This window comes from Terrimonas alba, assembly GCF_042434975.1.
Lineage (GTDB): Bacteria > Bacteroidota > Bacteroidia > Chitinophagales > Chitinophagaceae > Terrimonas_B > Terrimonas_B alba.
Map to the genome: position 1 here is coordinate 335,286 of NZ_JBHMQM010000007.1, position 25,354 is coordinate 360,639.

The window sequence follows — 25,354 nt, forward strand, 5'->3', positions numbered from 1 at the left end:
CCATGAGCAAAGTAATTATCATAGACGATGAAGTGCTGGCAAGAAGCATAGTCAAAGAATATTTGCAAAAACATCCTAACCTTGAACTCGTGGCAGAATGCGGTGATGGTTTTGAAGGGGTAAAAGCAATACAACAGCATCAGCCCGATCTCGTATTTTTAGATATCCAGATGCCTAAGATCAATGGCTTTGAAATGCTGGAGCTCATCGAACAGCCACCTTCTGTGATCTTCACTACCGCCTTTGATGAATATGCCATCAAGGCATTTGAAGCACACGCCATCGACTACCTCCTAAAACCCTTCAACCAGGAACGTTTTGACAAGGCAGTAAAAAAATGGCTGGAAAAAAAGAACAACACCCAGGAATCGGCTACACACGACCTGCTGGAAACTGCTTCACAATCCCCTTCGCAAAGCAACCGCATCGTTGTAAAGAATGGCAGCAAGATCAAGATCATTCCCGTGCATGATGTTTATTACCTCGAAGCTGCTGATGACTATGTAAAAATTCATACACAGGAAGGCTATTTCCTGAAAAATAAAACGATGAATCATTTTGAACAGGTGCTGGATGGACAGCAGTTTGTCCGCTCTCACCGTTCCTATATCGTGAATGTGCAACAGATCACCCGTATCGATCCTTATGAGAAGGACAATCATGTAGCGGTGCTCCGGACAGGTGCTAAGGTGCCGGTCAGCAGGGGCGGCTATGGAAAATTAAAAGCGGTGCTGGGGTTGTAAAAATGTCGGCGGGAATTATAATAAATTGTTGGAGGAGCTTCAAATGAAGCTCCTCTTTTCTTTACGAATTATATTATATTTATAACAGGGATCTTGTTAGTTCAAATCCTACCCCAGTAGCTAGAAAGCAGTTTCTTTCCGATAATCCTGCCTTCCGCATACCACTGTTCCGGCAAGCTCAATAGATTTCCACATTACGGAAGGACAATAGACTACAATCCTGATACCCCAAAACACTGGCAATCTTCCTGCCTTTGTTTACCGAAGATCAGCCAATCATGGATGAAGCAGGGCTCTTCGCATTCTCATTAATTAACAAATAATGAAACTGACCAAAGAAATAGAAAAAGAAGTCCGGCAGGTGTATCTGGAATATTGGGATTGTTATAAAAATGGCAACTGGAAAAAAATCGCATCATTCCTGGATAATAACATTAAAATGATCGGCAGCACTGAAGCAGAAGTGTACAATAACAAAAAGGAGGTTATAAAATTTTTTAAGGATACGTCTGCCGAAGTGGCCGGGAAAATTGAATTTCGGAACAGGAAGATAGAAATCATTCCGGCTGACCGGCATGCAATGATTAATGAGCATCTCGATTTATACATCAACACCGGGAAGCGATGGGAGTTTTATTCCAAAATAAGATTAACCTCTTTGCTGAACAAAACAAAACAAGGATGGAAGTTTATCCAGCAACACGGCTCTGTACCCGATGTAAAAGTGCAGGGCAACGAAACAATAGCTTTCAGTAAAATCTCCAGGGAAAACGAGGAACTAAGAGAAGCGGTTAAGCGGCGCACTGTTGAACTGCAACAAAAAAATAGAGATCTGGAAATTGAAACTTCACTTGAGCGGGTAAGAACCGTGGCTATGGGAATGAAACAACCTGCTGATATGCCTGAAGTGTGCCACGTTATTTCGCAGGAAATGGAAAGCCTGGGTATAAATGAAATGCGGAATGTGCAAACGGCGATCATTGATGAAGGAAGGGCAAGCTATCTCAACTATGAATATTTCCGGTTAAGCAAGAAAACATTCATTACTGAAATAGAGTATAAAAAACAAAAAGATGTAGCAGCTTTTGTGAAAAAAATGCTTAAGGGCCCTGATGGCTTTTTTACCAAAACTTTTAAAGCTGCTGAACTTAAAAATTGGATTCAATATCAAACCAGATCTGGACAGTTTGTTGACCCGCATCTTTACCAGGTCAAATCGCTTCACTATTATTTTTATTCCATCGGCCCGGGTGCATTGGGCATCTCAACCTATGTACCCTTGAATAAAGACGAGATCAGCCTCTTCAAACGCTTCCGCAATGTATTTCAATTGGCTTATCGCAGGTTTATTGATATCCAAAACGCTGAAGCGCAGGCAAGGGAGGCACAGATAGAAGCCGCATTGGAAAAAGTACGTTCCCGCTCTTTAGCCATGCACAAAAGCCATGAACTCCAGGAAGTGGTTCACACCGTTTTCGAAAAATTGAATGAGCTGAATGTTGAATTATATACCGCGATCATATTCATTTTTGCAGAAGGCTCAAAAGATATTGTATGGTGGCTGGAAAACAAAGCTCGTCAACAGTATGCGAGGATACTCGTTCCATACGCTGATAATCATTACCTGAAAGATATATTTGAAGCAAAAGAAAAGGGAAAGGATTTTTTTTCAGCAACTTATTCTTTCGAAGAAAAAAAGGATCTGTTCAATCATCTTTTTGAAAATACCGATTTTAAATATGTCCCCGGGAAACAAAAACAATTTCTTTTGGAGAGTGAATTAGCTACTATGTCTGTGGCCCTGGCGGAAAACACGGGCATTAATATCACCAGTTACACTAAAAAAAAGTTTTCAGAACAGGAAAATGAAATACTCAAAAGATTTGCGAGGGTTTTCGACCAGGCCTATACCCGTTTTCTCGATCTGCAAAAAGCAGAAGCGCAGGCAAGGGAGGCAAAGATTGAAGCTGCGCTGGAACGTGTTCGTGCAAAAGCAATGGCCATGCAAAACTCTGATGAGCTCAGCGACCTCGTGGCTATTTTATTTGACGAGTTGACAAAGCTTGAGTTAACGCTGGCCCGGTGCATCATCTGGATCTTTGACAGCGATACCTTGTCGGCGAGAGTTTGGATGGCCAATTCGGAAGATAAAAAATCGGCAGAGAGTTATTTTATCAAACGCATTCATCATCCGTATTATGACGCCATCATTGATGGCTGGCAAAATCGGAATCAAAAATGGGAATATGATCTTAAAGGAGATGATAAGAAATCAATAGATCAACTATTGTTGAATGAAACAGAATTATCTCAGCTGCCGCACCCCGTGAAGAAAGGCATTCTCAATTCTGAACACACGATAGTGTCAGGATCATTCAACAATTTTGGGTTGATTGAAGCATCAGGGCCTGATGCACTGTCAGATGAACAGATGGAAATTCTTAGCCGTTTTGCCAAAGTATTTGATCTCACCTATACCCGGTTCAATGATCTGAAGCAGGCAGAGGCTAATGCAAAAGAAGCCGTAAAGCAGGCTGCACTCAACCGCATCCGTGCGGAGATTGCATCTATGCGCAGTGTGGGTGACCTGGAGAGAATTACTCCATTGATCTGGAATGAGCTCACCATACTCAGCATTCCTTTCATCCGTTGTGGCGTCTTTATCATGGATGACTCACAACAGATCATACATACTTTCCTGTCTACACCCGACGGAAGGGCTATTGCTGCGTTTCACTTACCCTATGCTACCCCGGGCAATATGAGTTATATATTGAGCCACTGGCACCGGAAGGAAATTTACATCGATCATTGGGCAGAAGCAGCCTTCACAGATCTTGCTGAGACATTATTGCACCAGGGTGCGATTTCTTCCAGGGAACAATACCTGAAAACTCTTCCGCCCGGCGGCTTCTATCTCCATTTTCTTCCTTTCCTGCAGGGCATGTTATATGTTGGCAATACAACCGCATTGGATGAAGAAAGTATAAAATTACTTCAATCAGTAGCCGATGCATTCTCCACTGCCTATGCCCGCTATGAAGATTTCAACAAACTGGAGGCGGCTAAACAACAGGTCGAGAAAACACTGACTGATCTAAAGCAGGCTCAAACACAGCTGATCCAATCAGAAAAAATGGCCTCGCTCGGTGAGCTTACCGCCGGCATTGCGCATGAAATTCAAAACCCGTTAAACTTCGTAAACAATTTCTCCGAAGTAAGCAACGAACTGATTGACGAGATGAAAGAGGAACTGAGCAAAGGAAATAAGGATGATGCATTTGCTATTGCAAACGATATACAACAAAACCTGGAAAAAATATTGAATCATGGTAAACGGGCGGATGGCATAGTAAAAGGCATGCTGCAACATTCCCGAACCAGCAGCGGCCAAAAGGAGCCTACAGATATAAATGCTTTATGTGAGGAGTATTTGAGATTAGCTTTTCATGGCCTTCGGGCAAAAGACAAATCGTTCAATGCCAAATTCGAAACCGAATTTGACAAAAGCATTGGAAAAATAAATGTGGTACCACAGGAAATTGGCCGGGTGATACTGAATTTGATCAACAATGCTTTTTATGCCGTTAGCGAAAAAAAGAAACAAAACCTGGACGGATATCAGCCTACTGTTACGGTAATCACTAAAAAATCAGATGATAAGGTACTCATTCTTGTTAAGGATAACGGGAATGGCATTCCGCAAAAAGTTTTGGATAAAATATTTCAACCATTCTTTACAACAAAACCAACCGGACAAGGAACAGGATTAGGTTTGAGTTTGAGCTATGATATTGTAAAGGCGCATGGAGGCGAGCTAAAAGTAAATACAAAGGAGGGAGAAAAAAGTGAGTTTGTTATTCAATTGCCATTTGACTGAATCAGGATGAGAGAGCATATAGAGAACGGTGAAGAAGGATTTTCCGGTTTTCTGAATTCGTTGCCTTTTAAAAGCGTATCCCCTGGCTCCCGCTGATTTGAGGGTGAACAACATTGAAGTTCATGTCAGGCGAATTTCTTAGCTTTTACATAGAAATAGAATCTGCGCTTTTATAGTAAAGACCTGCCCTTTGCGAACCGGTGAAGCCTGATTGTTGCTTTGTATTGTGATTATCTGTATCACCCTGTGAACAAACGCTGGCTTAGCATTATTCCATCCCTGGGTTGTCAATACAATTTTTATTTACAATAAAACCAACAATTATGCGTAAGTCTTATTTGTCGTTTATTACGGCCCTGGCATTCACTGCCATCTTTTTTGCCAAATGCGCTGATAACAAACAAGCCGACCCGACGATTGAATCAACCGCAGCAGCGGAAAAAACCAATTTTGGTGGTTATGAAACGCAGGTAAAATGGGGTGAACACCTCGTCACAATTGGCGGTTGCAATGACTGTCACACACCCAAGAAAATGACCTCCATGGGGCCGGTTGATGACAGCACCTTACTTTTATCCGGACACCCTGAAAAATTGCCGGCACCGGATGTCGATAGGAAACAAATGGAAAGCAAAGGATTGGTAGTCACATCAGATTTTACCGCCTGGATCGGTCCCTGGGGAATTTCCTATTCGGCTAACCTTACACCTGATGAGACAGGTACGGGCAAGTGGACCGAGAATCAGTTTCTTTATGCTGTCAGGAACAGTATCAGCAAAGGACTTCCCGGATCAAGGCCGTTGATGCCACCCATGTCCATGATGCCGGTCAAACATATGACTGATGATGAATTGAAGGCCATATTTGCCTACCTGAGAACAATTAAACCCATTAAGAATAATTCCGTTCAACCCACTCCCCCGGTGTTACCCATGAAATAATAAAAAGGGATTACAATGAATAGATATCAATCCTTGTTGGGTGTCAATAACAGCAAGGATTGACTATTTATTATTAACAAAGCCATAGAAGGACAATGAAATAAGAATAGTGGACAAGAGCAGTTAAAAATACTCCTTTCTTCTCTCCAACAGGACAGGGAACAGGACTGGAATTAGGTTTGAGTTATGATATTGTAAAAGCACATGGCTGTGAGTTGAAGGTAGAAACGAAAGAAGGTGAAGGAAGTAGTTTTATTATTCAACTGCTTGCGTAAACAACCTGAAGAGTATGAAAAGATTTTTTCTTATAACAATCATTTTATTACAGGCATTTTTTCTGAAAACGCAAACTATCTCCCAAGACAGTATTATTACACTTTTGAAAGCCGGCAGGGAAGATACAACACAGGTAATGTTAATATCTGAGTTAAGCCGGCAAATGCAATGGTCAAACCCGGATTCAGCGTATACACTTGCACTGGAAGGAATAAAACTTGCCGGAAAAATAAACTTTTACAGGGGCGAGATGTATTGTAAGGTTTCAGCAGCAGCATGCTCATGGAGTCTCGGCAACTATGCTTTGGCAATAGAATTATTACTTCCCATTATTCCTGATGCCGAGAAAACAAAAGATATAAGATTGATGACAGGGATACTTAGCAACCTTCACAATGCATACCGGGATCAGGGAGATTATGGTGAAGCATTGAACTATTATATTATGGTTGATCAGTATGCTCCGTTCGTTGATGGCTGTCGGTATTGCAAAGTAGGAAAAGCAGCTAAAGCTTTTCTTTATTTTCAAATGGGAAAAAAGGATTCCATAGGATTTTTCATTCAGGAGGCTTTGCGTTATCCCCCCTCCCCCGGGCTCGATGGATGGATTTTCTCGGTGGCAGGAAATATCTATGCCGATCAAAAAAAATATGATTCTTCTTTTTTATATTATGGGCTTAGCATCCCTACGCTGATCAAGGAAAATAATCTGAAAGACCTTGCCTGGACATATAATAACATTACATCCTTATTTAAACTGAGAGGCCAAATTGATTCTGCTTTTTTATATGTAAATAAATCATTAATGCTTTCACGGAAAGGAGGATTTGCTAAGGAAGCAATGGAATCAAATTTATTATTGGCTGAACTATATGAAGCAAAGAAATCTGATAGCTCACTTTATTATTTTAAAAAGGCTATTGCAGCGAGGGACAGCTTATACAACCAGGAAAAACAAAAGCAAATATTAGGATATAAATTCAAAGAAGATTTATATCAACAGCAAGCTGAAGCTGAAAAAAAACAAAGAGAAAATAGAATAAAACAATTCTTTTTGACAGGACTGGTCATCTTTTTCTTAGCGATTGCCTTTCTCCTTTTTCGCAACAACCGACATAGGCAAAAGGCATATAAATTATTAAAAAGACAAAAAGAGCAAACAGAAAAACAAAAGATAAAAACCGAAGAAACATTGGCAGAACTTAAATCAACACAAGCTCAACTGATCCAATCCGAAAAAATGGCCTCGCTGGGTGAGTTAACCGCCGGTATTGCTCATGAAATTCAAAACCCACTAAACTTTGTCAATAATTTTTCGGAGGTAAACAGAGAATTGATAGAGGAATTGAAAGGTGAAAAGGCAAAAGTGAAAAGTGAAAGGGATGAACAGCTGGAAAATCAACTACTCACTGATATTGAACAGAACCTGGAAAAAATAAACCATCATGGCAAAAGAGCCGATGCCATTGTAAAAGGAATGCTTCAACATTCAAGAACGAATAGCGGGCAAAAAGAATCAACAGACATTAATGCATTATGTGATGAATATTTGCGGTTGGCTTATCATGGATTAAGGGCAAAAGACAAATCGTTTAACGCCAGGTTTGAAACCGATTTTGACCCTACTGTTGAAAAAATAAATGTAGTTCCACAGGATATCGGAAGAGTTATTTTAAATTTAATCAACAATGCTTTTTACTCCGTTACTGAAAAAAGGAGACAACAGCCAGTTGATTATGAGCCAACCGTGTCCGTTCGTACAAGGAAACTACCCGGTAAAATACAGATTAGCATAAAAGACAATGGGAACGGGATTCCGCCACCTATCATGGAAAAGATGTTCCAACCATTTTTCACTACGAAGCCAACAGGCCAGGGAACAGGTTTGGGCTTGTCTTTAAGCTACGACATCGTTACCAAGGGACATGGCGGCCTCATGAAAGCTGAAAGCAAAGAAGGCGAATTCGCAGAATTTATTATCCAGTTACCAACGTAAATTTTAAAAAATGAAACTACTGGTAGTAGATGACGAAACAGATGTGAGGCCGCTGTTTGAACAACGCTTCAGGAAAGAGATCCGGAGCGGGGAAACAGAATTTGCGTTCGCTTATTCCGGCGAAGAGGCGCTTAACTACCTTAACCAACATGTTCACGAAGCCGTTCTCATTCTTTCAGACATCAATATGCCGGGTATGAGTGGCCTTGAATTGCTGCGCCGGATAAAAACAAGATTTGAACAACCGCCACCTGTTGTAATGATGATTACGGCTTACGGAGATCCCGAAAATTATAACCAGGCCATGAAAATGGGCGCCGATGATTTTTTGACGAAGCCTATTGATTTTACTTTATTAAAGGAAAAACTAAAAATAGTTGCTCATGGCAAAAATATTGGTAGTAGATGACGAAACAGATCTTGAAGCGCTGATCAAACAAAAGTTCCGGCAGAAAATAAGGGAACACCGTTATGAGTTTGTGTTTGCAACGAACGGGAATCAGGCATTGGATCAGCTACAGCAACATACCGACATAGATATTGTGCTGAGTGATATCAATATGCCGGAAATGGATGGACTCACCCTGCTTACCAAATTAAACGAAACAAAACCGTTATTAAAATCTGTGATCGTATCAGCTTATGGTGATATGGAAAACATTCGTACCGCGATGAACCGCGGCGCTTTCGATTTTATTACCAAACCGGTAAATTTTGAGGACTTGGAACTGACCATGGAAAAAACGATTCGCTATGTTTCGCAAATGAAGGAAACACTGAGGGCGATCAAGGAAAACAATATACTGCGGATGTATGTTGATGAGTCAGTTCTCAATTTTATGAACAGCCGGGAATATGAATCATCACTCATGGCGAATGAAACAGTAGAAGCCACCGTGGCATTTATAGATATCTGCAGTTTTACCAAAATCAGTGAAAATGAAGACCCCGATACCGTGGTGAGCTTGTTGAACAACTATTTTGATGTAATGGTAAAAGAGATCATTGCACAGGATGGACATATTGATAAGTTTATCGGCGATGCCATCATGGCCGTGTTCAGGGGTGAGTATCACCTGGATCGTGCCATTGATGCCTGCCTTGCTGTGCGTTGTCAAATCGAAAAACTTCCTCAACAGGCAAACAAAGTATCATTTTTTCCAAAAGTTTCCATTGGTATCAACAGTGGTGAAATGGTTTCGGGCAATATCGGGTCGGCCAATCTTCGGCGATTGGATTACACTGTTGTAGGTGACACGGTGAATGTTGCACAACGGCTGCAGTCAGTGGCCGGGGAGGGACAAATAGTTATTACCGAAGCGGCTTATGAAAAAGTAAAAGAGTCATTTAGCTGCCGGCCAATAGGCGAAGTAAGTTTGAAAAACAAAGCCCATCCCATCCCGGCTTATGAAGTGCTGGGCTGACGAATAATAGATGAGCATCTACTCTTCCTGGCCCATCCACATCGCACCACCTACGGAATCTCTCTGCGCTCCGGTAACAGAAGCCAATACATTCGTTTCTTCCCGCCAGCGCAGCACGGCGATCAGCGCCATGATCAGCGCTTCCTTATACTTCACCAATTTTTCATCGGGGATAATCACCTCTATGTCCAGTTGCTTTAGGTGGTCCTGTAATCGCTCTACCAGGAAGCTGTTAAAAGCTCCGCCACCAGTGCACAGAAGTTTAAGGCTCGAAGTTTGAAGTTTGAGGTCGTTGACTGATGCAATGGCATGCGTTACCTGCATTGCTATATGTTCGGTATAAGTTCGCAAGGCATCAGCTGTGCTGCTTCCCGCATTCAAGATTAACGGATATACGATGTTAGTTCCAAAATCATTCGCCAGGGACTTTGGATATGCCGCTTTGTAGAAATCCAATCCATTCAATTTTTCCAGCAAAGCATTATCTACATTACCCAATGCGGCCATTTTCCCGCCCTCATCATACTCCTTGCCCTCTTTGGCAGTCAACATATTCAGCACCCGGTTAGCGGCACAAATGTCAAATGCCAGGTAGTTGTCCTGGTTGAAAGAAATATTAGCAATCCCACCAATGTTTAAAAAATAATCATAATCGCCCAGCAACAATTTTTCACCGATGGGAACGATTGGCGCACCCTGCCCTCCCAATGCAACATCCATTGCCCGCAGGTCCGAGACAACAGGCAAACTGGTAGCAGCCGCAATAGAAGCACCATCTCCTAATTGGGCTGTCATTTTTTTAGCAGGCAGGTGAAACGTGGTATGGCCATGGGACCCGATCACTGCAACCTTATATTGCAATTGATGCTCTTCCACAAAACGGTTCACCTGCTGCCCCAGGTAATGGCCATAGTCGGTATGTAACAACTGGTAGTCCAGCGCATTTAATGTGACGGCATTTTTTAATTTATCGGCCCATTCTTGCGAATATGAATAACAGTCGGCTGCTTTTATTTCATAACTCCATTTTCCACCGTTTTCATGTATTTCCGCAAAAACAATGTCAAGCCCATCCAATGAACTGCCACTCATTAAACCTATTGCCCTGTAGATCATTAAACTGATTTTAGATTAGATTTGCCAAAAGTAAGGCGAAGAAAAGTTTAAAAGTTTAAGAAGTTCAAAACGTTCCAGAGGTTTTGGCAGCAGTTACAAACTTTTAAAGTGTATTAAATCTATAGAACCTTTTAAACCTGTGAAACTTCTGAAACCAAATACAGCAAGCAATGGTTATAAACTTAAGTGAGCAGCACAGTCTTATCAGTAATTGGGTTGGCGAACTCAGGGATGTGGATATCCAGGCCGACAGGATGCGTTTTCGCCGCAACCTGGAACGTATCGGAGAAGTAGCTGCCTACGAGATCAGCCAGGTATTGCCTTTCACTGAAAAAGAAGTGCAAACACCCATGGGAACAGCCAGTTGCAAGGTTTTAGAACAACAGCCCGTATTGGCGACTATACTAAGGGCAGGCTTACCATTGCACCAGGGGCTTTTAAACTATTTTGACAAAGCCGACAATGCATTTATCTCTGCCTACCGCAAGCACAACCAGGATGGCAGTTTCGACATTAGCCTTGACTATATTTCATGCCCGGAGCTGGAGGACAGGGTCGTCATCATATCGGACCCAATGCTCGCCACCGGTTCGTCGCTGGTCAAAACCATTCATTTTCTTAAAGAAGAAGGGCATCCAAAAGAAATTCATATCGTGGTTGCTATCGCCTGCACCGTCGGCATTGAATATGTAAAAAGAGAAGACCCCCAGGTTACTATCTGGTGTGGCGATATTGACGATGAGCTAACCGCCAAAGGTTATATCGTGCCGGGTTTGGGTGATGCAGGCGACCTGGCTTTTGGCGTAAAAGTGCAGATGTAGATTGAACATTCGACTGGTAATAACAAAGTCAGTTTTATCCGGCAGGGCAACTAGCCTGAATAATTTCCCGTTTTTTATAAAAAGCAGCAACCGGGGTCTTTTGCGGGTCTTTTATTTATTGTATTTTGCCCACTCTATAGACAAATTGTGCAGGCAATCAACTTCGGGCAATTTTAAAAACGAGACAACGTTTATAGAATGCTGCCTGTCACAAATAACATGGTGCGTCTGCAGAGAAAAAACTTAATTGCTGAGATGAAAAAACTTCTTTTAACCCTGGCTATTTGTGCTGCCTTGCTTACTGAGTCCCTTGGCCAGGACCCCAATTTTTCCCAATTCTTTGCTTCGCCCCTTACCATGAACCCGGCTATGACTGGAAAATTTGACGGGGTATTTCGCTTTGCATCCAATTACCGGAACCAATGGCCTACTATTAATAACGCTTACACCACGATGACGGCTTCGCTGGATATGGGTATCCTGAAAAACAGAATTCCCGACTTTGATCAGTTTGGTATCGGCATCATGGGTTATAGTGACAAAGCCGGCGATGGTGCGTTGAATAGTAATTATCTCGGTTTATCTCTTGCCTATCACAAAGCCCTTGATGAAAACGGCTATCACCAACTGGGTGCCGGTTTCCAGGGAACTTATATGAATAAGCGATTAAACACCGCTAAACTTTTATTTGAAGACCAGTTGACCTCATCAGGCTTTACCGGTATTACCAATGAAAGCTTCTCAGCCCAACAGGTAAACCTGAATTATTTTGACTTGAACGCTGGCGTGATCTATAATGGCACTACCAACGGCTATAACAATTTTTACTTTGGTGCATCCATGTATCATATCAATCGGCCGAAAGAGAGTTTTCAAAAAGGCGATTTTGTACTGAATGCGAGAACAACCATACAAGGCGGTGCAAGAATACCAGTTGGTTCGTATAATTCATTGCATGTGGCCGCTAATCACAGCATGCAAGCCAAAGCTCACAATACGATGATCGGCGGTGCATTTTCACTCAACGTCAATAACGACGAAGAAAACCCTACCAATTTCTACCTCGGAAGCTGGTACCGGTTTGAAGATGCCATTATCCCTTATGTCGGCCTGGAGTTTGGCGAGTGGCATTTTGGAGCATCGTATGATGTAAATACTTCTTCTTTAAAACCTGCTTCCAACTCCAGGGGCGGTGTTGAAATTTCACTCATCTATATTAAGAAACCGACCGACCCAAATGCGAAGAAGTTGAATTGTCCTAAATTTTAATGAATGTGACGGAGCTTACCGTTACCTTTCCCGATAAAAAATAATACAATCTTAAAGGACTGGCTAAATATGCATTTTTAAATTCTCATGAGCATTGGTAACAGAAACCAGCAAAAAAGAGTGATTAAAATGGCTGCTACGATATTCATGACAAAACCCGCTCTTAGCATTTGTTTTAGTTTAATATGACCACTGGCAAATACAATGGCATTGGGTGGTGTGCCCATGGGTAACATACTTGCACAACTCGCAGCCAGTGTCATCGCAATACCCAGCTCCAGCGGATTCATTCCAATAGCGTCAGCCAATGATGAAACAACAGGAGCGAAAACGATTACCTGGGCCACATTACTCATTACTTCGCTAAGAAACATCGTCACTAAAGTCACAATCAGCAATAAGATAAACTTATCCCCGGCAAACTGGGAAAGCCACTCTCCTAATTGCTTCATCAGCCCGGCATTTTCAAGTCCGTTGGCCAACGAAATACCACCCCCAAACAATAATAAAATTCCCCAGGCCATTTTATTGGTATCCGGCCACTCCAATATGGAATCTGAATTTTCGGATTTAGCCGGGCAAATAAATAAAGCAATAGCGCCTGTAATCGCTATTAGTGTGTCGTTCAACTTTAGAAATGATTGGCTGATGTTGATCAGGTCTTTGGTGATCCATAACAAGGCAGTTCCTAAAAATATAGCCAGCACCCTTTTTTCATTAACGGAAACAGGACCTAGTTCGGCGAGTTCATCTCTTATCAATTGCCGTGTGGCCATATCCGATTTAATATGATTAGGGAAAAGCCATTTAACCATCACCCAGTATAGACAGAACAGTAATAAAATAGCCAGCGGCGTGCACATCATCATCCAGCCAAGGAAGTCCACGGAATATGCATATTTTTTTTCTATATAAGCAACATAAGCCACGTTTGGTGGTGTGCCGATAATAGTGGCAATCCCTCCTATGTTGGAAGCATACGCAATAGCCAGCATAATGGTCAGAGAAAAATTAGCGATGTTGCCGCTGCTGTTATTATTCTCCTTCATTACATGTATAACCGACAAAGCGATGGGGAACATCATCATGGTGGTGGCGGTATTACTCAGCCACATACTCAACAACCCAGTCGCCAGAATAAATCCCAGCACAATACGGTCGCCGCTGGTGCCGGTAAGCCGGATGATGTTTAAAGCAATACGGCGATGGAGGTTCCACTTCTCTATGGCAAGCCCCAACATAAACCCACCCATAAATAAAAAAATAACCGGGTTGGCATAGGGGGAAGCCGCTTCTTCCATCGATGATATTTTCAGTAGGGGGAAAAGAACAAGCGGAACTAAAGCTACTACCGGCATCGGCAATGCTTCCCCTACCCACCAGGTAATCATTAAACCGGCAACAGCCAATACATTTACACCTCCGGCATTGACACGGAAAGGATTGACGAAATAAAGAAATAAGGCAATGATGACTCCGGCTAATAATGCAATGATCTTCGTTCTTTGCTTAGTGTTGGTTATTGGCAATCGGTATATTTTGGTTTTCAAGATACAATCTTAAGAGGAAAAAGTCATAGAAGACATATCAGTCAACAGGTCATTATCAATCCTGAGTGATACTCGTCTATTTGATGTGTATGACTACGTTGACTAATTGACTATCGCGGTTTACCGCTCACAAAAGGATTTCCTTTTATATAATAACGGTAAGGCAACAAAGCATCTTCACCCGCATAGTCAACGCCAATGCGTGGTGATGTTGCTATTTCATTTTTGGTATAGGCAAAGCCATCGTCCATCAAATAAATGGTACCGCCTAGCAATGATGTGCCAGTATCATTTGTATGGATGCCTAATGCTGTGGAAACATTGCCCGGCCCTTTTGTCAATGTGTTATCCAAACCATTTTTACCTGTTCTGATCAACATGTCCCTGATTCCCTTTTCCGGCTCCAGTGAACGAATAAGAATCGCATGCGGTGTATCCTTTTCATGCGTCACCACATTAAATAAATGATGAATGCCATAACAGAGATAAACATAAGCCAGGCCGCCATCGGCATACATAACTTCATTACGTTTTGTTCTTCTCCCTCCAAAAGCATGTGATGCTTTATCCGGGAAACCGGCGTATGCTTCGCATTCTACAATGCGTCCCGACGTAATGACCCCATCTTTTTTTGTCACCAATAGTTTTCCCATCAATTCACGGGCAATCAACAGCACATCATCTCTCCTATAAAAATCTAACGATAGCTTTTTCATCTTCTTGCTAGTTACCGGCAACAGGTAACCGGAAACTTATCCTTTGCTTATTGCCTGTTGCCAATTGTCTCTTGTAGCTTAATCCATTATATTTACCTCTCAAAAATAAGAGTTGCTAAAAGAAATTGTAATAACTATCCAATCTTGGACCGAGGCGCATCGTTTCATTTCACAGCATAAGCTGTGGAAATGGGTAGTAATTCCGGGACTTATTTATACCATTTTGTTTATTGCAGCCATGTATTTCTTTGGCAAATCAGCTACAGCCGTCATTGAATACATTACGCATATTCTGCAACTGAGTAACTGGATCCAAAAATTTGAAAACAGTTTCCTGGGATTTCTTTTCACTTTTACCGGCGTTATACTTTGGTTGGTGTTATTGCTTTTCTATTTTTCATTTTTCAAATATATCTGCCTGATCATCGGTTCGCCGGTGTTTGCTTACCTGAGCCGAAAAACAGAGTTCATATTAGAAAATAACGATCATTCGCCAAATTGGCCGGAGATAAAATCAGAAGCAGCACGGGGTGTTTATATTGCCATGCGCAATTGCTTTTGGCAAACGGTCTATCTTGTTGGATTGATTCTGTTATGCCTTGTTCCCGTCGTTGGTTGGATAACACCGCTCATTGTATTGGTAGTTGAATGTTATTATTTTGGTTTTTCTATGTTGGACTATGGTTTTGCCCGTGCCAAATACAGCACCAGCCAAAGCATCCAGTTTATTGGTAAGCATAAAGGATTGGCCATCACGAATGGCTTCTTATTTTACCTGATGCATTTGGTGATTCTTTTCGCTCCGGCATATGCCATCATCGCAGCTACATTAACTGTTCGCCAGGTAAAAACCACGTAGTATGCAAAAAGCCGTTGTTTATTTGATTCCCTCTTTATTAGACGAAAACGGTCTTCATACAATCCCGGCTTATGTGTTGGACGCTGTAAAAAATTGCCAGGTTTTTTTTGTGGAAAACGAAAGAACAGCCCGACGATTCCTGAAACAGTTGTGGAAAGAAATGGTGATCGATGAATATGAATGGTTCCCCATTCATAAAGCTGAAGAAGAAGCTGTTCAAACGTTCAGGCAAAAATTGAAAGATGGAAAAACGATTGGTATTGTCAGCGAAGCCGGCTGCCCCGGTATTGCCGACCCTGGTCAATTACTGGTGGCTACAGCGCAGGAAATGAATGTAGTGATAAGACCTTTGGTGGGTCCGAATTCTATACTGTTAGCCTTAATGGCTAGCGGCATGAATGGACAGCAGTTTCGGTTCGTAGGTTATCTTCCCATCGATAATCAACAAAGAATGCATTACATCAGGGAGATGGAAGCTGATTCGGCAAAGAAAAACTGCACACAACTTTTTATTGAAACACCCTATCGTAATAACCAATTGCTGGAAACCCTGGTGAAAACCTGCAAACCTTCAACTAAGCTTTGCCTGGCGGTTAATATTACGGGTGAAAAAGAATGGATAAAAACGAAATCCGTTGCTGACTGGAAAAAAGAAAAGATTGACATTCATAAACAACCTGCCATTTTCCTGTTGCTGGCTAACTAGTATCCTTTTTCAGGATCCCTCATAGAGATGATGCTATCTACAATATATCTTGTATTACCCCGCCATGGAATGACGCCGTTGTACTCTTTGTAATGCAAGTCAAAAATTTTCCCGCTGTTCACTTTTAGTACATCGAAGATCTTTTTGTCTTTGATGGAAAACTCAAATTCGTTTGACTGAATGGCTCCGGCTGTTTTGCTGCGAATGCCTTCCTGTATCAGTTTTCCTTCATAGGTTTTAAATAATTGTCCTTTACGCACTGCAAAATTCAAATAGCCCGATTTAACGCCATCGCTTGTATAAGGGTAATAATATTTCCAGTAAATGTATCCTGCCAGGAACAGAATTAAAATAATAACAAACGTTCGAAAAACTTTCTTAACACCTGATGTTCCTCGTTTGCTTCCAGCTTTTAGCTGTTCCATAAGCCTTAATTATTTATAACAAAAAATTTGTCGTCTTAAACAGATTATTATTATACATTTGTGCCTCAATTTACAATTTGTTTGTAAACGTGAACAATATTTTGACACATACGAAGCAAATGGCATTTCATGCACCCATTACTACTGGTGTGTATGCTGTAGGCTATGATCTGTTTACTTTTTGTCGCCCCCGACGCCGCCCTGAGTGCTGACAGGACGAACCACTTACCACGGCCCCTGTCAGTGAATGTTTCTCCGGAAAATGTATCAGGACTGGTCATCCGCACAATATTCAATTCTTTTCAACGTGGACAATCAAGAGATCATCATTCGGGTAGCTACCCAGGATGACAAAAAATATTCAACTATCATTACCGATGAAATGGAGTCTTCGGCAAAAGCCCGGGGCACAGGTATTGCCAAACGCAGCCCTGAATACATCGAAATGAAGATTGATGAAGGTAAAGCTGTAATTGCCCTTACCAAATCCGGCGAATGGGTAGGTTTTTGCTATATCGAAACCTGGAGTCATGGAGAATATGTTGCCAATAGTGGGCTTATCGTTTCTCCGGCTTTCAGAAAGAGTGGCGTAGCTAAATCTATCAAACAAAAAATATTTAACCTCTCCCGTCAAAAATACCCCGAAGCAAAAATTTTTGGATTGACAACCGGCCTTGCCGTTATGAAGATCAATTCAGACCTGGGTTATGAACCGGTTACTTATTCAGAGCTTACGCAGGACGAAGCTTTCTGGGCCGGCTGCAAAAGTTGTGTGAACTACGACATATTGATGAGCAAGGAAAGAAAAAACTGTATGTGCACCGCCATGCTCTTCGATCCTAAGGATCATTATGAGCCCGAAGAAACAAAAGAGTATTTCAAAGAGAATGTAAAAGGCTTTGAACGTCTGCTTCGCTTCAAACAATGGAAGCTTCTGCGTCCTTTCCTGAAAAAGGAAAAACCGGGTAGCAACAACAGCAGCGGAGGCAGTAAGCTGAAAGCATTGTTTCATCATTTTTTCAATTTCTAAAAGCGAGTAATTACTAAGATGTCAAAAAAAGTTGTTCTTGGATTTAGCGGTGGTTTAGATACTTCTTATTGTGTAAAATATTTGAGTGAAGAAAAAGGTTATGAAGTTCACAGCATCATTGTTAATACAGGTGGTTTTACCGAAGAAGAGTTAAAGCAGATAGAAGCACATGCCTATAAATTGGGTGTGGCTTCGCACAAGACAGTGAATGCTGTAAAAAGTTATTACGATAGCATTATCAAATACCTTATTTATGGTAATGTTTTAAAAAATAATACTTACCCCTTAAGTGTTTCTGCTGAGAGATTGAGCCAGGCGTTACACATTGCATCTTATGCCGAAGAGTTGCAGGCTGATGCCGTAGCGCATGGAAGCACCGGCGCCGGCAACGACCAGGTGAGATTTGACATGATCTTTCATATTATGATTCCCGGTGTTGAGATCATCACTCCTATCCGCGACCTGCAATTGAGCCGTGAGGCTGAGATCGAATACCTGAAAGCAAAAGGCGTCGAAATGAATTTTGAAAAAGCGGCTTACTCTATCAATAAAGGACTGTGGGGAACAAGTGTGGGTGGCAGAGAAACACTTTCCAGCAAAGGCATATTACCGGAAGAAGCCTGGCCGACACAAGTCACCAGCACAGGCAGCGAAGAAGTAGTACTACATTTTGAAAAAGGCGAGTTGAAAAAAGTAAATGAACTTTCTTTTGATCATCCGTCAGAAGCCATTCAATATTTGCAAAAAATGGCTGGTCCTTACGGCATCGGCCGGGATATACATGTTGGCGATACCATCATCGGGATAAAAGGTCGGGTGGGTTTTGAAGCAGCCGCTCCCATGGTTATTTTAAAAGCGCATCATGCCCTCGAAAAACATGTGCTTACCAAATGGCAGCTAAACTGGAAGGATCAATTGGCACAATTTTACGGCAACTGGCTGCATGAAGGTCAAATTCTTGATCCGGTGATGAGAGATATAGAAGCATTTTTAGAAAACAGCCAGCGCAATGTTACCGGTGATGTATTTGTTCAACTACTTCCTTATCGTTTCCAGGTAATAGGTATTGAAAGCAAATACGACCTGATGAATAGCAAATTTGGCAAGTATGGTGAAATGAACACCGGCTTTACCGGCAATGATGTAAGAGGCTTTAGCCGCATATTTGGCAATCAAACTATGATGTATCATTTGGTAAAAGAAGCGGCCTCCCCAAACCCCTCCCAAGGAGGGGCCTAGCATAACACAGACCCTGATAAGCGGTGGTGCTAATTAATTTTTAAATTTTTGATTTACGAAGAGGATATGGCAAAAAAAGAATCTACAAAAAGCGAGGTTAGTGCGCAGATGGCCTCACCTAAAGGGGGAGGTCGGGAGGGGGCCATAAAAGTTGGAATTATTGGTGGAGCAGGATATACGGGTGGCGAACTCATACGTTTATTGATTAACCATCCGGATACCACTGTTTCTTTTATTCATAGTCGCAGTAATGTGGGCAAACCAGTTCACGCTGTTCACCAGGATTTGATTGGTGATACAGACCTGAAGTTTACCGGGGATTTAAGCAATGACATTGATGTGCTCTTTCTCTGCTTAGGACATGGTGAGTCACGAAAGTTCCTCTCCGAAAATGAGATTGACGAAAAGGTCAAGATCATTGATCTCGCCAATGACTTTCGGTTAGTCAAAAATTCACAACTGGGCGATCGTTACTTTGTTTACGGTTTACCTGAATTAAACCGGGAAAAGATCCGCTCAGCTCACAATATTGCCAACCCGGGATGTTTTGCTACTACCATCCAGTTAGGATTGTTACCGCTTGCAAAGGCTGGTTTGCTGGATGAAATTTATACAACAGGCATTACCGGGTCTACAGGGGCAGGGCAATCATTATCGGCTACCTCACACTTTAGCTGGAGGGCCAACAATATACAGGCTTATAAAACGCTTACCCATCAACATTTGGGTGAAATTGGCGAATCATTATTGCAATTGCAGCCCGATTCTGATCTTGATCTTAGCTTTGTACCCTGGAGAGGCGATTTCACGAGGGGCATTTTTGTAAGCTCGACCATTCACTGCGAGCAAAGCCTCGAAGAGATGACAGCATTATTCGCCGACTTTTATAGCAGCCATCCGTTTACCCATATTAGTAATGATCCTATTTTCTTAAAGCAGGTAGTAAATACTAACAAGGCTGTTATACAACTGGAGAAAGTGGGTAGTAAACTGGTAGTACATTCTGCGAGTGATAATTTATTAAAGGGCGCCAGCGGGCAAGCTGTACAAAATATGAACCTGGCTTTCGGTCTCGATGAGACTGCGGGCCTCAAATTAAAACCACAAGGTTTTTAGCAAATGAAGTATCTGCTGCAACATAATATTATTACAAAAAGCAGCCGGATAGGATTAGTTTGCAATCAAACAGCCTGGCATCTTTCTTCTAAAAAATATTCTTTTCAATGGCTGATTGAAAAAGGATTGCTTAAAAAGGTGTTTATCCCTGAACACGGTCTTTTTGGCGAACTGCAGGACCAGGAAAAACTAGATGATACTTCGGCTTATCGCCAATTTTCCGAAAAAGTGGAATGGGTATCACTCTACAGTAACAATGAATCTTCATTAACTGCTTCGGCACAACAACTTGCAGGGATTGATACATTAATTATCGACCTGCAGGACACCGGCAGCCGTTACTACACTTTTATTTCTACTATCTGGCTGCTGTTAAAATCAATTACTCTTCATCATCTCGAAATAAAAATTATTGTTCCCGATAAACCAAATCCGGCCGGCAGGCATGTAGAAGGAACAAGAATGCCTAAATCATACGCTTCCTTCATTGGGCTGGAAGGTCTGCCTCACCGGCATGGTCTTACAATTGGTGAGCTGTGTCGATATTTTAAAAATAAACTGGAAGCAGACTGGGAGCTGATCATCGATCCGATTCGTGAAAGAGATTATGTGTTCATTTCTCCTTCACCTAATATTCCGTCACCACTAGTCTGTTCACTTTATAGTGGTCAATGTCTGTGGGAAGGTACCAATATCAGTGAAGGGAGGGGAACCACGTTGCCCTTTGAATTGATCGGATCTCCCTTTTTGGATTGGATATTCCAGGAAGACTGGAATGATAACAAACACCCCACTTTTAATAAGCATGTAGTGATAAGACCTACAAAGTTTATCCCGGTATTTCACAAACATGCGAATAATACCTGTAGCGGGCTTCACCTGATGCTGAATAATGAAAAAAAGTATCATTCGCTTTCTCACAGCCTGCGGCTAATTAAATATATCAAAGAAAAGACACCGGAATTCGCCTGGAAAGAAGGGAAGTATGAAGCATTTAATGATAAAATGGCTATTGAACTACTTACCGGTGATCAGTTGATACTGGACTATTTTGACAATAAGTCGCAGTGGAAAGAAGTAAAAACAAAAATACAGGACGAAGAAGCTGCCTGGATTAAAGAAGCTTCACCTTTCCTGGTATATAAACCCTCTTTGCAACAATTGAAAATTAAATAAATGAATTTATTTGACGTTTATCCCATCAATGAAATTACTATTGTAAAGGCCAAAGGCTCTTATGTTTGGGATGATAAGGGCGAACAGTACCTTGACCTTTATGGCGGACATGCTGTGATCAGTATCGGACATACTCATCCGCATTGGGTAAAGCGTATTGAAGAGCAATTAGAAAAAATTGCTTTTTACTCCAACTCCATACGCATCCCGCTGCAACAGCAGTTGGCTGAGAAATTGGGAAAAGTATCCGGCAAAACAGATTACCAGTTATTCCTTTGCAACAGCGGCGCCGAAGCCAATGAAAATGCATTGAAACTGGCTTCATTTCATAATGGCCGAAAAAAGATCATTGCTTTTAATAAAGCTTTTCATGGCAGAACATCTTTAGCCGTATCAGCAACTGATAATAAAAACTATATCGCCCCTGTTAATGAAACCGACAATGTGATCTTTCTTCCGTTTAATGACGAGGATGCTTTAGAGGAATGCTTTGCGAAAAATGGCAAGGAAATTTCATCCGTGATAATCGAAGGCATACAGGGTGTTGGCGGTATCAACGTAGCAGAAGAAAGTTTTCTGAAAAAAATCCGCAGCCTTTGCGATAAATATGGCGCTGTCTATATTGCCGATAGTGTACAATGTGGTTATGGAAGATCAGGCAAATTTTTCAGCCATGATTTCGCCGGCGTAAATGCTGACATTTATAGCATGGCTAAAGGCATGGGTAATGGATTTCCTGTTGCAGGTATTATCGTGGCGCCGCATATCAAGCCAAAGCATTTTCAATTGGGTACCACTTTTGGCGGCAATCACCTGGCCTGTGCTGCGGCACTGGCCGTGTTGGAAATCATTGAAGAAGAAAAACTGATGGGCAATGCGGTGATGGTGGGTAAATACCTGAGAGATGAGTTGAATGCAATTCCTGAAATAAAAAATGTTCGGGGCCGGGGATTGATGATCGGTTTTGACGTTCCGGAAGATTTGAAAGACCTGAAGAAAAATTTATTGTGGGAACAAAAGATATTTACCGGTGAGGCTAAGCCCAATGTAATTCGTTTATTGCCTTCGCTGGGTTTGAAAAGAAGAGATGCTGAACAATTTATCGAATCACTAAAAGAAGAAATACAAAAACTGGTTCCCACTCCAACCCCCGTTCATTAAAGATGAGAAATTTTATTTCTGTTCATGATGTAAAGGACATCGGCACTTTAGTAAAACAGGCCTTAACTTATAAATCAGATCCGTTCAAGGATAAATTACTTGGTACGAATAAACGAATAGGTTGCCTCTTCCTCAATCCCAGCATGCGTACCAGGCTGAGCACACAGATTGCAGCACAAAACCTGGGTATGGAAGCTATAGTTTTCAACGTGGGAAGCGAAGGTTGGCAACTCGAGTTTGAAGAAGAAGCGATCATGAGCGGGAATACAGTGGAACATGTGAAAGATGCTGCTCCCATCTTCGGAAAATATTTTGACATATTGGCCATCCGCACATTTCCATCGCTGAAAAACCGTGAAGATGATTATAGCGAGTTGTACATGAAGCAATTTATTAAATATGCAGGCATACCCGTTGTGAGTTTGGAAAGTGCCACACTTCATCCGCTACAGTCGTTGACGGATATTATAACAATTACGGAATGCTTACAATCAGTTAATAATAAACCCAAGGTCGTATTGACATGGGCGCCTCACGTTAAACCTTTACCACAATGTGTGGCCAATAGCTTTTCGCAGTGGGTGAATGCATGGGGTAAGGCTGAGTTTGTCATCGCCCACCCGGAAGATTATGAGCTCAGCGAAGAATTTACCAAAGGCGCTACTATTACTCATAACCAGGATGAGGCGTTGAAAGATGCGGACTTTGTGTATGTAAAAAACTGGAGCACCTTTAATGACTATGGAAAAATTTATGAAAGCGATCCCCGCTGGATGCTAAGCAATAAAAAGCTGGAACTAACCAACAGTGCTAAAGTAATGCATTGCCTGCCGGTAAGACGAAATGTGGAATTAAGTGATGAAGTGCTGGACGGAAAAAACAGTATTGTTACACAGGAAGCATCTAACCGGGTATGGGCGGCACAAGCTGTACTTTCAGAGATACTACGATCAAATGGATAAACTATTTATTATAAAGATTGGTGGCAATATCATTGATGATGAAAAAGTGCTTTCATCATTTCTTAAAAATTTTGCCTCAATTGAAGGAAAGAAAATATTGGTGCATGGTGGTGGAAAATTAGCGACCAGGCTGGCCGAAAAATTAGGTATTGAACAGCAATTGGTCGATGGCAGAAGAATAACCGATGCAGAAACATTGAAGATCGTAACGATGGTGTATGCCGGTTATATCAACAAAAATATCGTGGCACAGCTGCAAGCGAATCAATGCAATGCGATGGGCCTTTGTGGTGCTGATGGCGATGCTATCCTGGCCCATAAAAGAAAGCACCCGATTCTTGACTATGGTTTCGTGGGTGATGTAGATGCTATTAATGCAGGTTTACTCACCAGCCTCCTCGATCAGAATATTGCCATTGTCTTTGCCCCTATCACCCACGATCAGCAGGGGCTTTTATTAAATACCAATGCCGATACGATTGCGCAGGAATTGGCAAAAGGCCTGAGTGATCATTTTGATGTCAGCCTGATCTATTCTTTTGACAAAAGCGGGGTTTTATTAAATGCTGATGACGACAGTACCGTCATTTCAGAAATCACCCCCACCTACTACAAACAATTAAAGGCGAAGCAAAAGATTTTCGCCGGCATGATTCCTAAACTGGATAATGCTTTCACGGCATTGAACAGCGGTGTAAAAAAAGTGATCATTGGTAAAGCCGAAAATCTAAGTGAGTTAATAAGCGGTTCATCCGGCACAACTATTGTAAATGAGTAACAATCTGCAACTATTACAGGACGATGCTATCAACCTGTTGAAAGAATTAATAGCCACTCCTTCCTTTAGCAAGGAAGAAGATGAAACAGCCGGGATTCTTTGCCGGTTTATCGGTTCAAAAGAAATTGAGCATGCAAGGGTTGGCAACAATGTTTATGCATTAAACAAATACTACGATGCCAACAAGCCCAGCATTTTGCTCAACTCCCATCACGATACTGTGAAGCCCAATAAAGGGTACACGTTTGATCCGTTCAGCCCTTTTGAAAAAGATGGAAAACTATTCGGGCTGGGAAGTAACGATGCTGGCGGATGCCTGGTATCGCTGCTGGCAACCTTCCGGTATTTTTATGATAGGAAGGATACAAAATATAATGTTGTCTTTGCAGCAAGCGCCGAAGAAGAGATAAGTGGTGTAAATGGTATTGAACTGGTTTTACCTTATCTCGGCAAAATTGACTGCGGTATTGTCGGCGAACCAACCAAATTGGAAATGGCTGTTGCTGAGCGGGGACTGATGGTAATAGATTGTACCGCCGAGGGACGTGCCGGTCACGCTGCACGCAACGAAGGTGAGAATGCGCTGTACAAAGCTGTGGACGATATACAGTGGATACGCAATTACAAATTTGAAAAGGTAAGTCCGTTGCTGGGCGAGTCAAGGCTTACAGTGACAGTCATTTCCACCGAAAATGTGCAACACAACGTGGTACCTTCTCAATGCAAATTTGTGATCGATGTGCGGGTAAATGAGTTGTACACTTTTGACGAGATATTGGATGCGTTGCAAAAAAACCTGAAGAGCAAGTTCAAGCCGCGGACTACAAGGATGAAATCTACTTCTATCTCCTTAGATCATCCGCTGGTAAAAGCAGGTATTAAGTTAGGCAGAGGTTATTACGGTTCACCTACTACTTCCGACAAAGCGTTGATGCCCTTTTCAACGCTAAAGATGGGGCCTGGTGATTCAGCGAGAAGTCATACTGCTGATGAATATATTTACATCGACGAGATAAAGGAAGGAATAGAAACATATATAAAATTGGTGGAAGAATTGGTATAGTTACCTGTTACCGGTTTCCTGTTACCCGGACAAAGAACTATAACCAATGTGAAATACAAAGTACGAAAATAAACAAATTCATCCTCTGGGTTGAAAATACCTGGAAT

At 41.8% G+C, this 25,354-nt stretch carries 22 protein-coding genes; 18 read left to right on the plus strand and 4 right to left on the minus strand.

What is annotated here, in order from left to right; genetic code table 11:
- Positions 1 to 2: 2 nt before the first annotated feature.
- The 6 genes from ACFEL9_RS20705 (at position 3) to ACFEL9_RS20730 (ending at position 9,260) form a co-directional block, all read left to right on the plus strand.
- The gene (locus tag ACFEL9_RS20705) at positions 3 to 743 is read left to right on the plus strand and encodes a LytR/AlgR family response regulator transcription factor (RefSeq protein ID WP_385894184.1); all 741 of its coding nucleotides are present in this window, start codon (positions 3 to 5) and stop codon (positions 741 to 743) included.
- A gap of 322 nt (positions 744 to 1,065) precedes the next feature.
- Positions 1,066 to 4,623: an ATP-binding protein gene (locus ACFEL9_RS20710; protein WP_385894186.1), complete on the plus strand. Its 3,558-nt coding sequence runs from the start codon at positions 1,066 to 1,068 to the stop codon at positions 4,621 to 4,623.
- A 323-nt stretch (positions 4,624 to 4,946) separates the two neighbouring features.
- The gene (locus ACFEL9_RS20715) at positions 4,947 to 5,564 is read left to right on the plus strand and encodes a c-type cytochrome (RefSeq protein WP_385894187.1); all 618 of its coding nucleotides are present in this window, start codon (positions 4,947 to 4,949) and stop codon (positions 5,562 to 5,564) included.
- Between the two features lie 289 nt (positions 5,565 to 5,853).
- Positions 5,854 to 7,836 carry a tetratricopeptide repeat-containing sensor histidine kinase gene (locus tag ACFEL9_RS20720; RefSeq protein ID WP_385894189.1) on the plus strand — a complete coding sequence of 661 codons (1,983 nt, stop codon included), beginning with the start codon at positions 5,854 to 5,856 and terminating at the stop codon, positions 7,834 to 7,836.
- A 10-nt stretch (positions 7,837 to 7,846) separates the two neighbouring features.
- A complete protein-coding gene (locus tag ACFEL9_RS20725; RefSeq protein WP_385894191.1) occupies positions 7,847 to 8,245 on the plus strand; it encodes a response regulator in 399 nt (132 codons plus the stop codon).
- Positions 8,220 to 9,260 (plus strand): adenylate/guanylate cyclase domain-containing protein, encoded by a 1,041-nt coding sequence (locus ACFEL9_RS20730; RefSeq protein ID WP_385894193.1) that lies wholly within the window; start codon positions 8,220 to 8,222, stop codon positions 9,258 to 9,260. Before ACFEL9_RS20725 ends, ACFEL9_RS20730 begins: the two co-directional genes overlap by 26 nt.
- 18 nt (positions 9,261 to 9,278) lie before the next feature.
- On the opposite strand, the gene ACFEL9_RS20735 is transcribed toward ACFEL9_RS20730, so the two are convergent.
- Positions 9,279 to 10,376, minus strand: a complete 1,098-nt coding sequence (locus tag ACFEL9_RS20735; protein WP_385894194.1) for an anhydro-N-acetylmuramic acid kinase — start codon at positions 10,374 to 10,376, stop codon at positions 9,279 to 9,281.
- Positions 10,377 to 10,546: 170 nt separating this feature from the next.
- Here ACFEL9_RS20735 and upp point away from each other — a divergent pair, with 170 nt between their 5' ends.
- The gene (upp, locus tag ACFEL9_RS20740; RefSeq protein WP_385894196.1) at positions 10,547 to 11,197 is read left to right on the plus strand and encodes a uracil phosphoribosyltransferase; all 651 of its coding nucleotides are present in this window, start codon (positions 10,547 to 10,549) and stop codon (positions 11,195 to 11,197) included.
- Between the two features lie 255 nt (positions 11,198 to 11,452).
- Positions 11,453 to 12,466 (plus strand): PorP/SprF family type IX secretion system membrane protein, encoded by a 1,014-nt coding sequence (locus ACFEL9_RS20745; RefSeq protein ID WP_385894198.1) that lies wholly within the window; start codon positions 11,453 to 11,455, stop codon positions 12,464 to 12,466.
- A gap of 77 nt (positions 12,467 to 12,543) precedes the next feature.
- Here the strand turns inward: ACFEL9_RS20745 and ACFEL9_RS20750 are convergent, their stop codons facing one another.
- Both ACFEL9_RS20750 and ACFEL9_RS20755 read right to left on the minus strand, forming a co-directional pair.
- A complete protein-coding gene (locus ACFEL9_RS20750) occupies positions 12,544 to 13,995 on the minus strand; it encodes an SLC13 family permease (RefSeq protein WP_385894200.1) in 1,452 nt (483 codons plus the stop codon).
- 131 nt (positions 13,996 to 14,126) lie between these two features.
- Positions 14,127 to 14,732: a DNA-3-methyladenine glycosylase gene (locus tag ACFEL9_RS20755; protein WP_385894202.1), complete on the minus strand. Its 606-nt coding sequence runs from the start codon at positions 14,730 to 14,732 to the stop codon at positions 14,127 to 14,129.
- A 112-nt stretch (positions 14,733 to 14,844) separates the two neighbouring features.
- Between ACFEL9_RS20755 and ACFEL9_RS20760 the strand changes: the two genes are divergently transcribed.
- Together ACFEL9_RS20760 and ACFEL9_RS20765 are read left to right on the plus strand one after the other, a co-directional pair.
- Positions 14,845 to 15,591: an EI24 domain-containing protein gene (locus tag ACFEL9_RS20760; RefSeq protein ID WP_385894204.1), complete on the plus strand. Its 747-nt coding sequence runs from the start codon at positions 14,845 to 14,847 to the stop codon at positions 15,589 to 15,591.
- 1 nt (position 15,592) lies between these two features.
- On the plus strand, positions 15,593 to 16,297 hold the full coding sequence (locus ACFEL9_RS20765; RefSeq protein WP_385894206.1) for an SAM-dependent methyltransferase: 705 nt from the start codon (positions 15,593 to 15,595) through the stop codon (positions 16,295 to 16,297).
- Here the strand turns inward: ACFEL9_RS20765 and ACFEL9_RS20770 are convergent.
- Positions 16,294 to 16,722 carry a hypothetical protein gene (locus tag ACFEL9_RS20770; protein WP_385894208.1) on the minus strand — a complete coding sequence of 143 codons (429 nt, stop codon included), beginning with the start codon at positions 16,720 to 16,722 and terminating at the stop codon, positions 16,294 to 16,296. The genes ACFEL9_RS20765 and ACFEL9_RS20770 overlap by 4 nt on opposite strands.
- A gap of 307 nt (positions 16,723 to 17,029) precedes the next feature.
- On the opposite strand from ACFEL9_RS20770, the gene ACFEL9_RS20775 reads away from it, so the two are divergent.
- From ACFEL9_RS20775 to ACFEL9_RS20810, 8 genes are all read left to right on the plus strand, one after another.
- The gene (locus ACFEL9_RS20775) at positions 17,030 to 17,752 is read left to right on the plus strand and encodes a GNAT family N-acetyltransferase (RefSeq protein ID WP_385894209.1); all 723 of its coding nucleotides are present in this window, start codon (positions 17,030 to 17,032) and stop codon (positions 17,750 to 17,752) included.
- Between the two features lie 18 nt (positions 17,753 to 17,770).
- A complete protein-coding gene (argG, locus tag ACFEL9_RS20780) occupies positions 17,771 to 18,991 on the plus strand; it encodes an argininosuccinate synthase (protein WP_385894211.1) in 1,221 nt (406 codons plus the stop codon).
- Between the two features lie 66 nt (positions 18,992 to 19,057).
- The gene (gene argC, locus ACFEL9_RS20785) at positions 19,058 to 20,107 is read left to right on the plus strand and encodes an N-acetyl-gamma-glutamyl-phosphate reductase (RefSeq protein WP_446753367.1); all 1,050 of its coding nucleotides are present in this window, start codon (positions 19,058 to 19,060) and stop codon (positions 20,105 to 20,107) included.
- Positions 20,108 to 20,110: 3 nt separating this feature from the next.
- Positions 20,111 to 21,283 carry a DUF1343 domain-containing protein gene (locus ACFEL9_RS20790; protein WP_385894213.1) on the plus strand — a complete coding sequence of 391 codons (1,173 nt, stop codon included), beginning with the start codon at positions 20,111 to 20,113 and terminating at the stop codon, positions 21,281 to 21,283.
- Complete coding sequence (locus tag ACFEL9_RS20795; RefSeq protein WP_385894214.1) at positions 21,284 to 22,444, plus strand: aspartate aminotransferase family protein; 1,161 nt, start codon at positions 21,284 to 21,286, stop codon at positions 22,442 to 22,444. It begins immediately after the preceding gene.
- A 2-nt stretch (positions 22,445 to 22,446) separates the two neighbouring features.
- The gene (locus ACFEL9_RS20800) at positions 22,447 to 23,406 is read left to right on the plus strand and encodes a Rossmann-fold NAD(P)-binding domain-containing protein (protein ID WP_385894216.1); all 960 of its coding nucleotides are present in this window, start codon (positions 22,447 to 22,449) and stop codon (positions 23,404 to 23,406) included.
- Positions 23,399 to 24,184 carry an acetylglutamate kinase gene (argB, locus tag ACFEL9_RS20805; protein ID WP_385894217.1) on the plus strand — a complete coding sequence of 262 codons (786 nt, stop codon included), beginning with the start codon at positions 23,399 to 23,401 and terminating at the stop codon, positions 24,182 to 24,184. The genes ACFEL9_RS20800 and argB overlap by 8 nt, the downstream gene beginning before the upstream one ends.
- Positions 24,177 to 25,247, plus strand: a complete 1,071-nt coding sequence (locus tag ACFEL9_RS20810; RefSeq protein WP_385894219.1) for a M20 family metallo-hydrolase — start codon at positions 24,177 to 24,179, stop codon at positions 25,245 to 25,247. Before argB ends, ACFEL9_RS20810 begins: the two co-directional genes overlap by 8 nt.
- Positions 25,248 to 25,354: the final 107 nt, after the last annotated feature.

What these genes read in the sequence shown, in the direction of transcription:
- ACFEL9_RS20770 (WP_385894208.1), bottom strand. Translation starts at nt 16,722, where the DNA reads ATGGAACAGCTAAAAGCTGGAAGCAAACGAGGAACATCAGGTGTTAAG.
- ACFEL9_RS20710 (WP_385894186.1), top strand. Translation starts at nt 1,066, where the DNA reads ATGAAACTGACCAAAGAAATAGAAAAAGAAGTCCGGCAGGTGTATCTG.
- ACFEL9_RS20790 (WP_385894213.1), top strand. Translation starts at nt 20,111, where the DNA reads ATGAAGTATCTGCTGCAACATAATATTATTACAAAAAGCAGCCGGATA.
- argC (WP_446753367.1), top strand. Translation starts at nt 19,058, where the DNA reads ATGGCAAAAAAAGAATCTACAAAAAGCGAGGTTAGTGCGCAGATGGCC.
- upp (WP_385894196.1), top strand. Translation starts at nt 10,547, where the DNA reads ATGGTTATAAACTTAAGTGAGCAGCACAGTCTTATCAGTAATTGGGTT.
- argG (WP_385894211.1), top strand. Translation starts at nt 17,771, where the DNA reads ATGTCAAAAAAAGTTGTTCTTGGATTTAGCGGTGGTTTAGATACTTCT.
- ACFEL9_RS20755 (WP_385894202.1), bottom strand. Translation starts at nt 14,732, where the DNA reads ATGAAAAAGCTATCGTTAGATTTTTATAGGAGAGATGATGTGCTGTTG.
- ACFEL9_RS20730 (WP_385894193.1), top strand. Translation starts at nt 8,220, where the DNA reads ATGGCAAAAATATTGGTAGTAGATGACGAAACAGATCTTGAAGCGCTG.
- ACFEL9_RS20765 (WP_385894206.1), top strand. Translation starts at nt 15,593, where the DNA reads ATGCAAAAAGCCGTTGTTTATTTGATTCCCTCTTTATTAGACGAAAAC.
- ACFEL9_RS20705 (WP_385894184.1), top strand. Translation starts at nt 3, where the DNA reads ATGAGCAAAGTAATTATCATAGACGATGAAGTGCTGGCAAGAAGCATA.
- ACFEL9_RS20720 (WP_385894189.1), top strand. Translation starts at nt 5,854, where the DNA reads ATGAAAAGATTTTTTCTTATAACAATCATTTTATTACAGGCATTTTTT.
- ACFEL9_RS20735 (WP_385894194.1), bottom strand. Translation starts at nt 10,376, where the DNA reads ATGATCTACAGGGCAATAGGTTTAATGAGTGGCAGTTCATTGGATGGG.
- ACFEL9_RS20725 (WP_385894191.1), top strand. Translation starts at nt 7,847, where the DNA reads ATGAAACTACTGGTAGTAGATGACGAAACAGATGTGAGGCCGCTGTTT.
- ACFEL9_RS20810 (WP_385894219.1), top strand. Translation starts at nt 24,177, where the DNA reads ATGAGTAACAATCTGCAACTATTACAGGACGATGCTATCAACCTGTTG.
- ACFEL9_RS20715 (WP_385894187.1), top strand. Translation starts at nt 4,947, where the DNA reads ATGCGTAAGTCTTATTTGTCGTTTATTACGGCCCTGGCATTCACTGCC.
- argB (WP_385894217.1), top strand. Translation starts at nt 23,399, where the DNA reads ATGGATAAACTATTTATTATAAAGATTGGTGGCAATATCATTGATGAT.
- ACFEL9_RS20745 (WP_385894198.1), top strand. Translation starts at nt 11,453, where the DNA reads ATGAAAAAACTTCTTTTAACCCTGGCTATTTGTGCTGCCTTGCTTACT.
- ACFEL9_RS20795 (WP_385894214.1), top strand. Translation starts at nt 21,284, where the DNA reads ATGAATTTATTTGACGTTTATCCCATCAATGAAATTACTATTGTAAAG.
- ACFEL9_RS20800 (WP_385894216.1), top strand. Translation starts at nt 22,447, where the DNA reads ATGAGAAATTTTATTTCTGTTCATGATGTAAAGGACATCGGCACTTTA.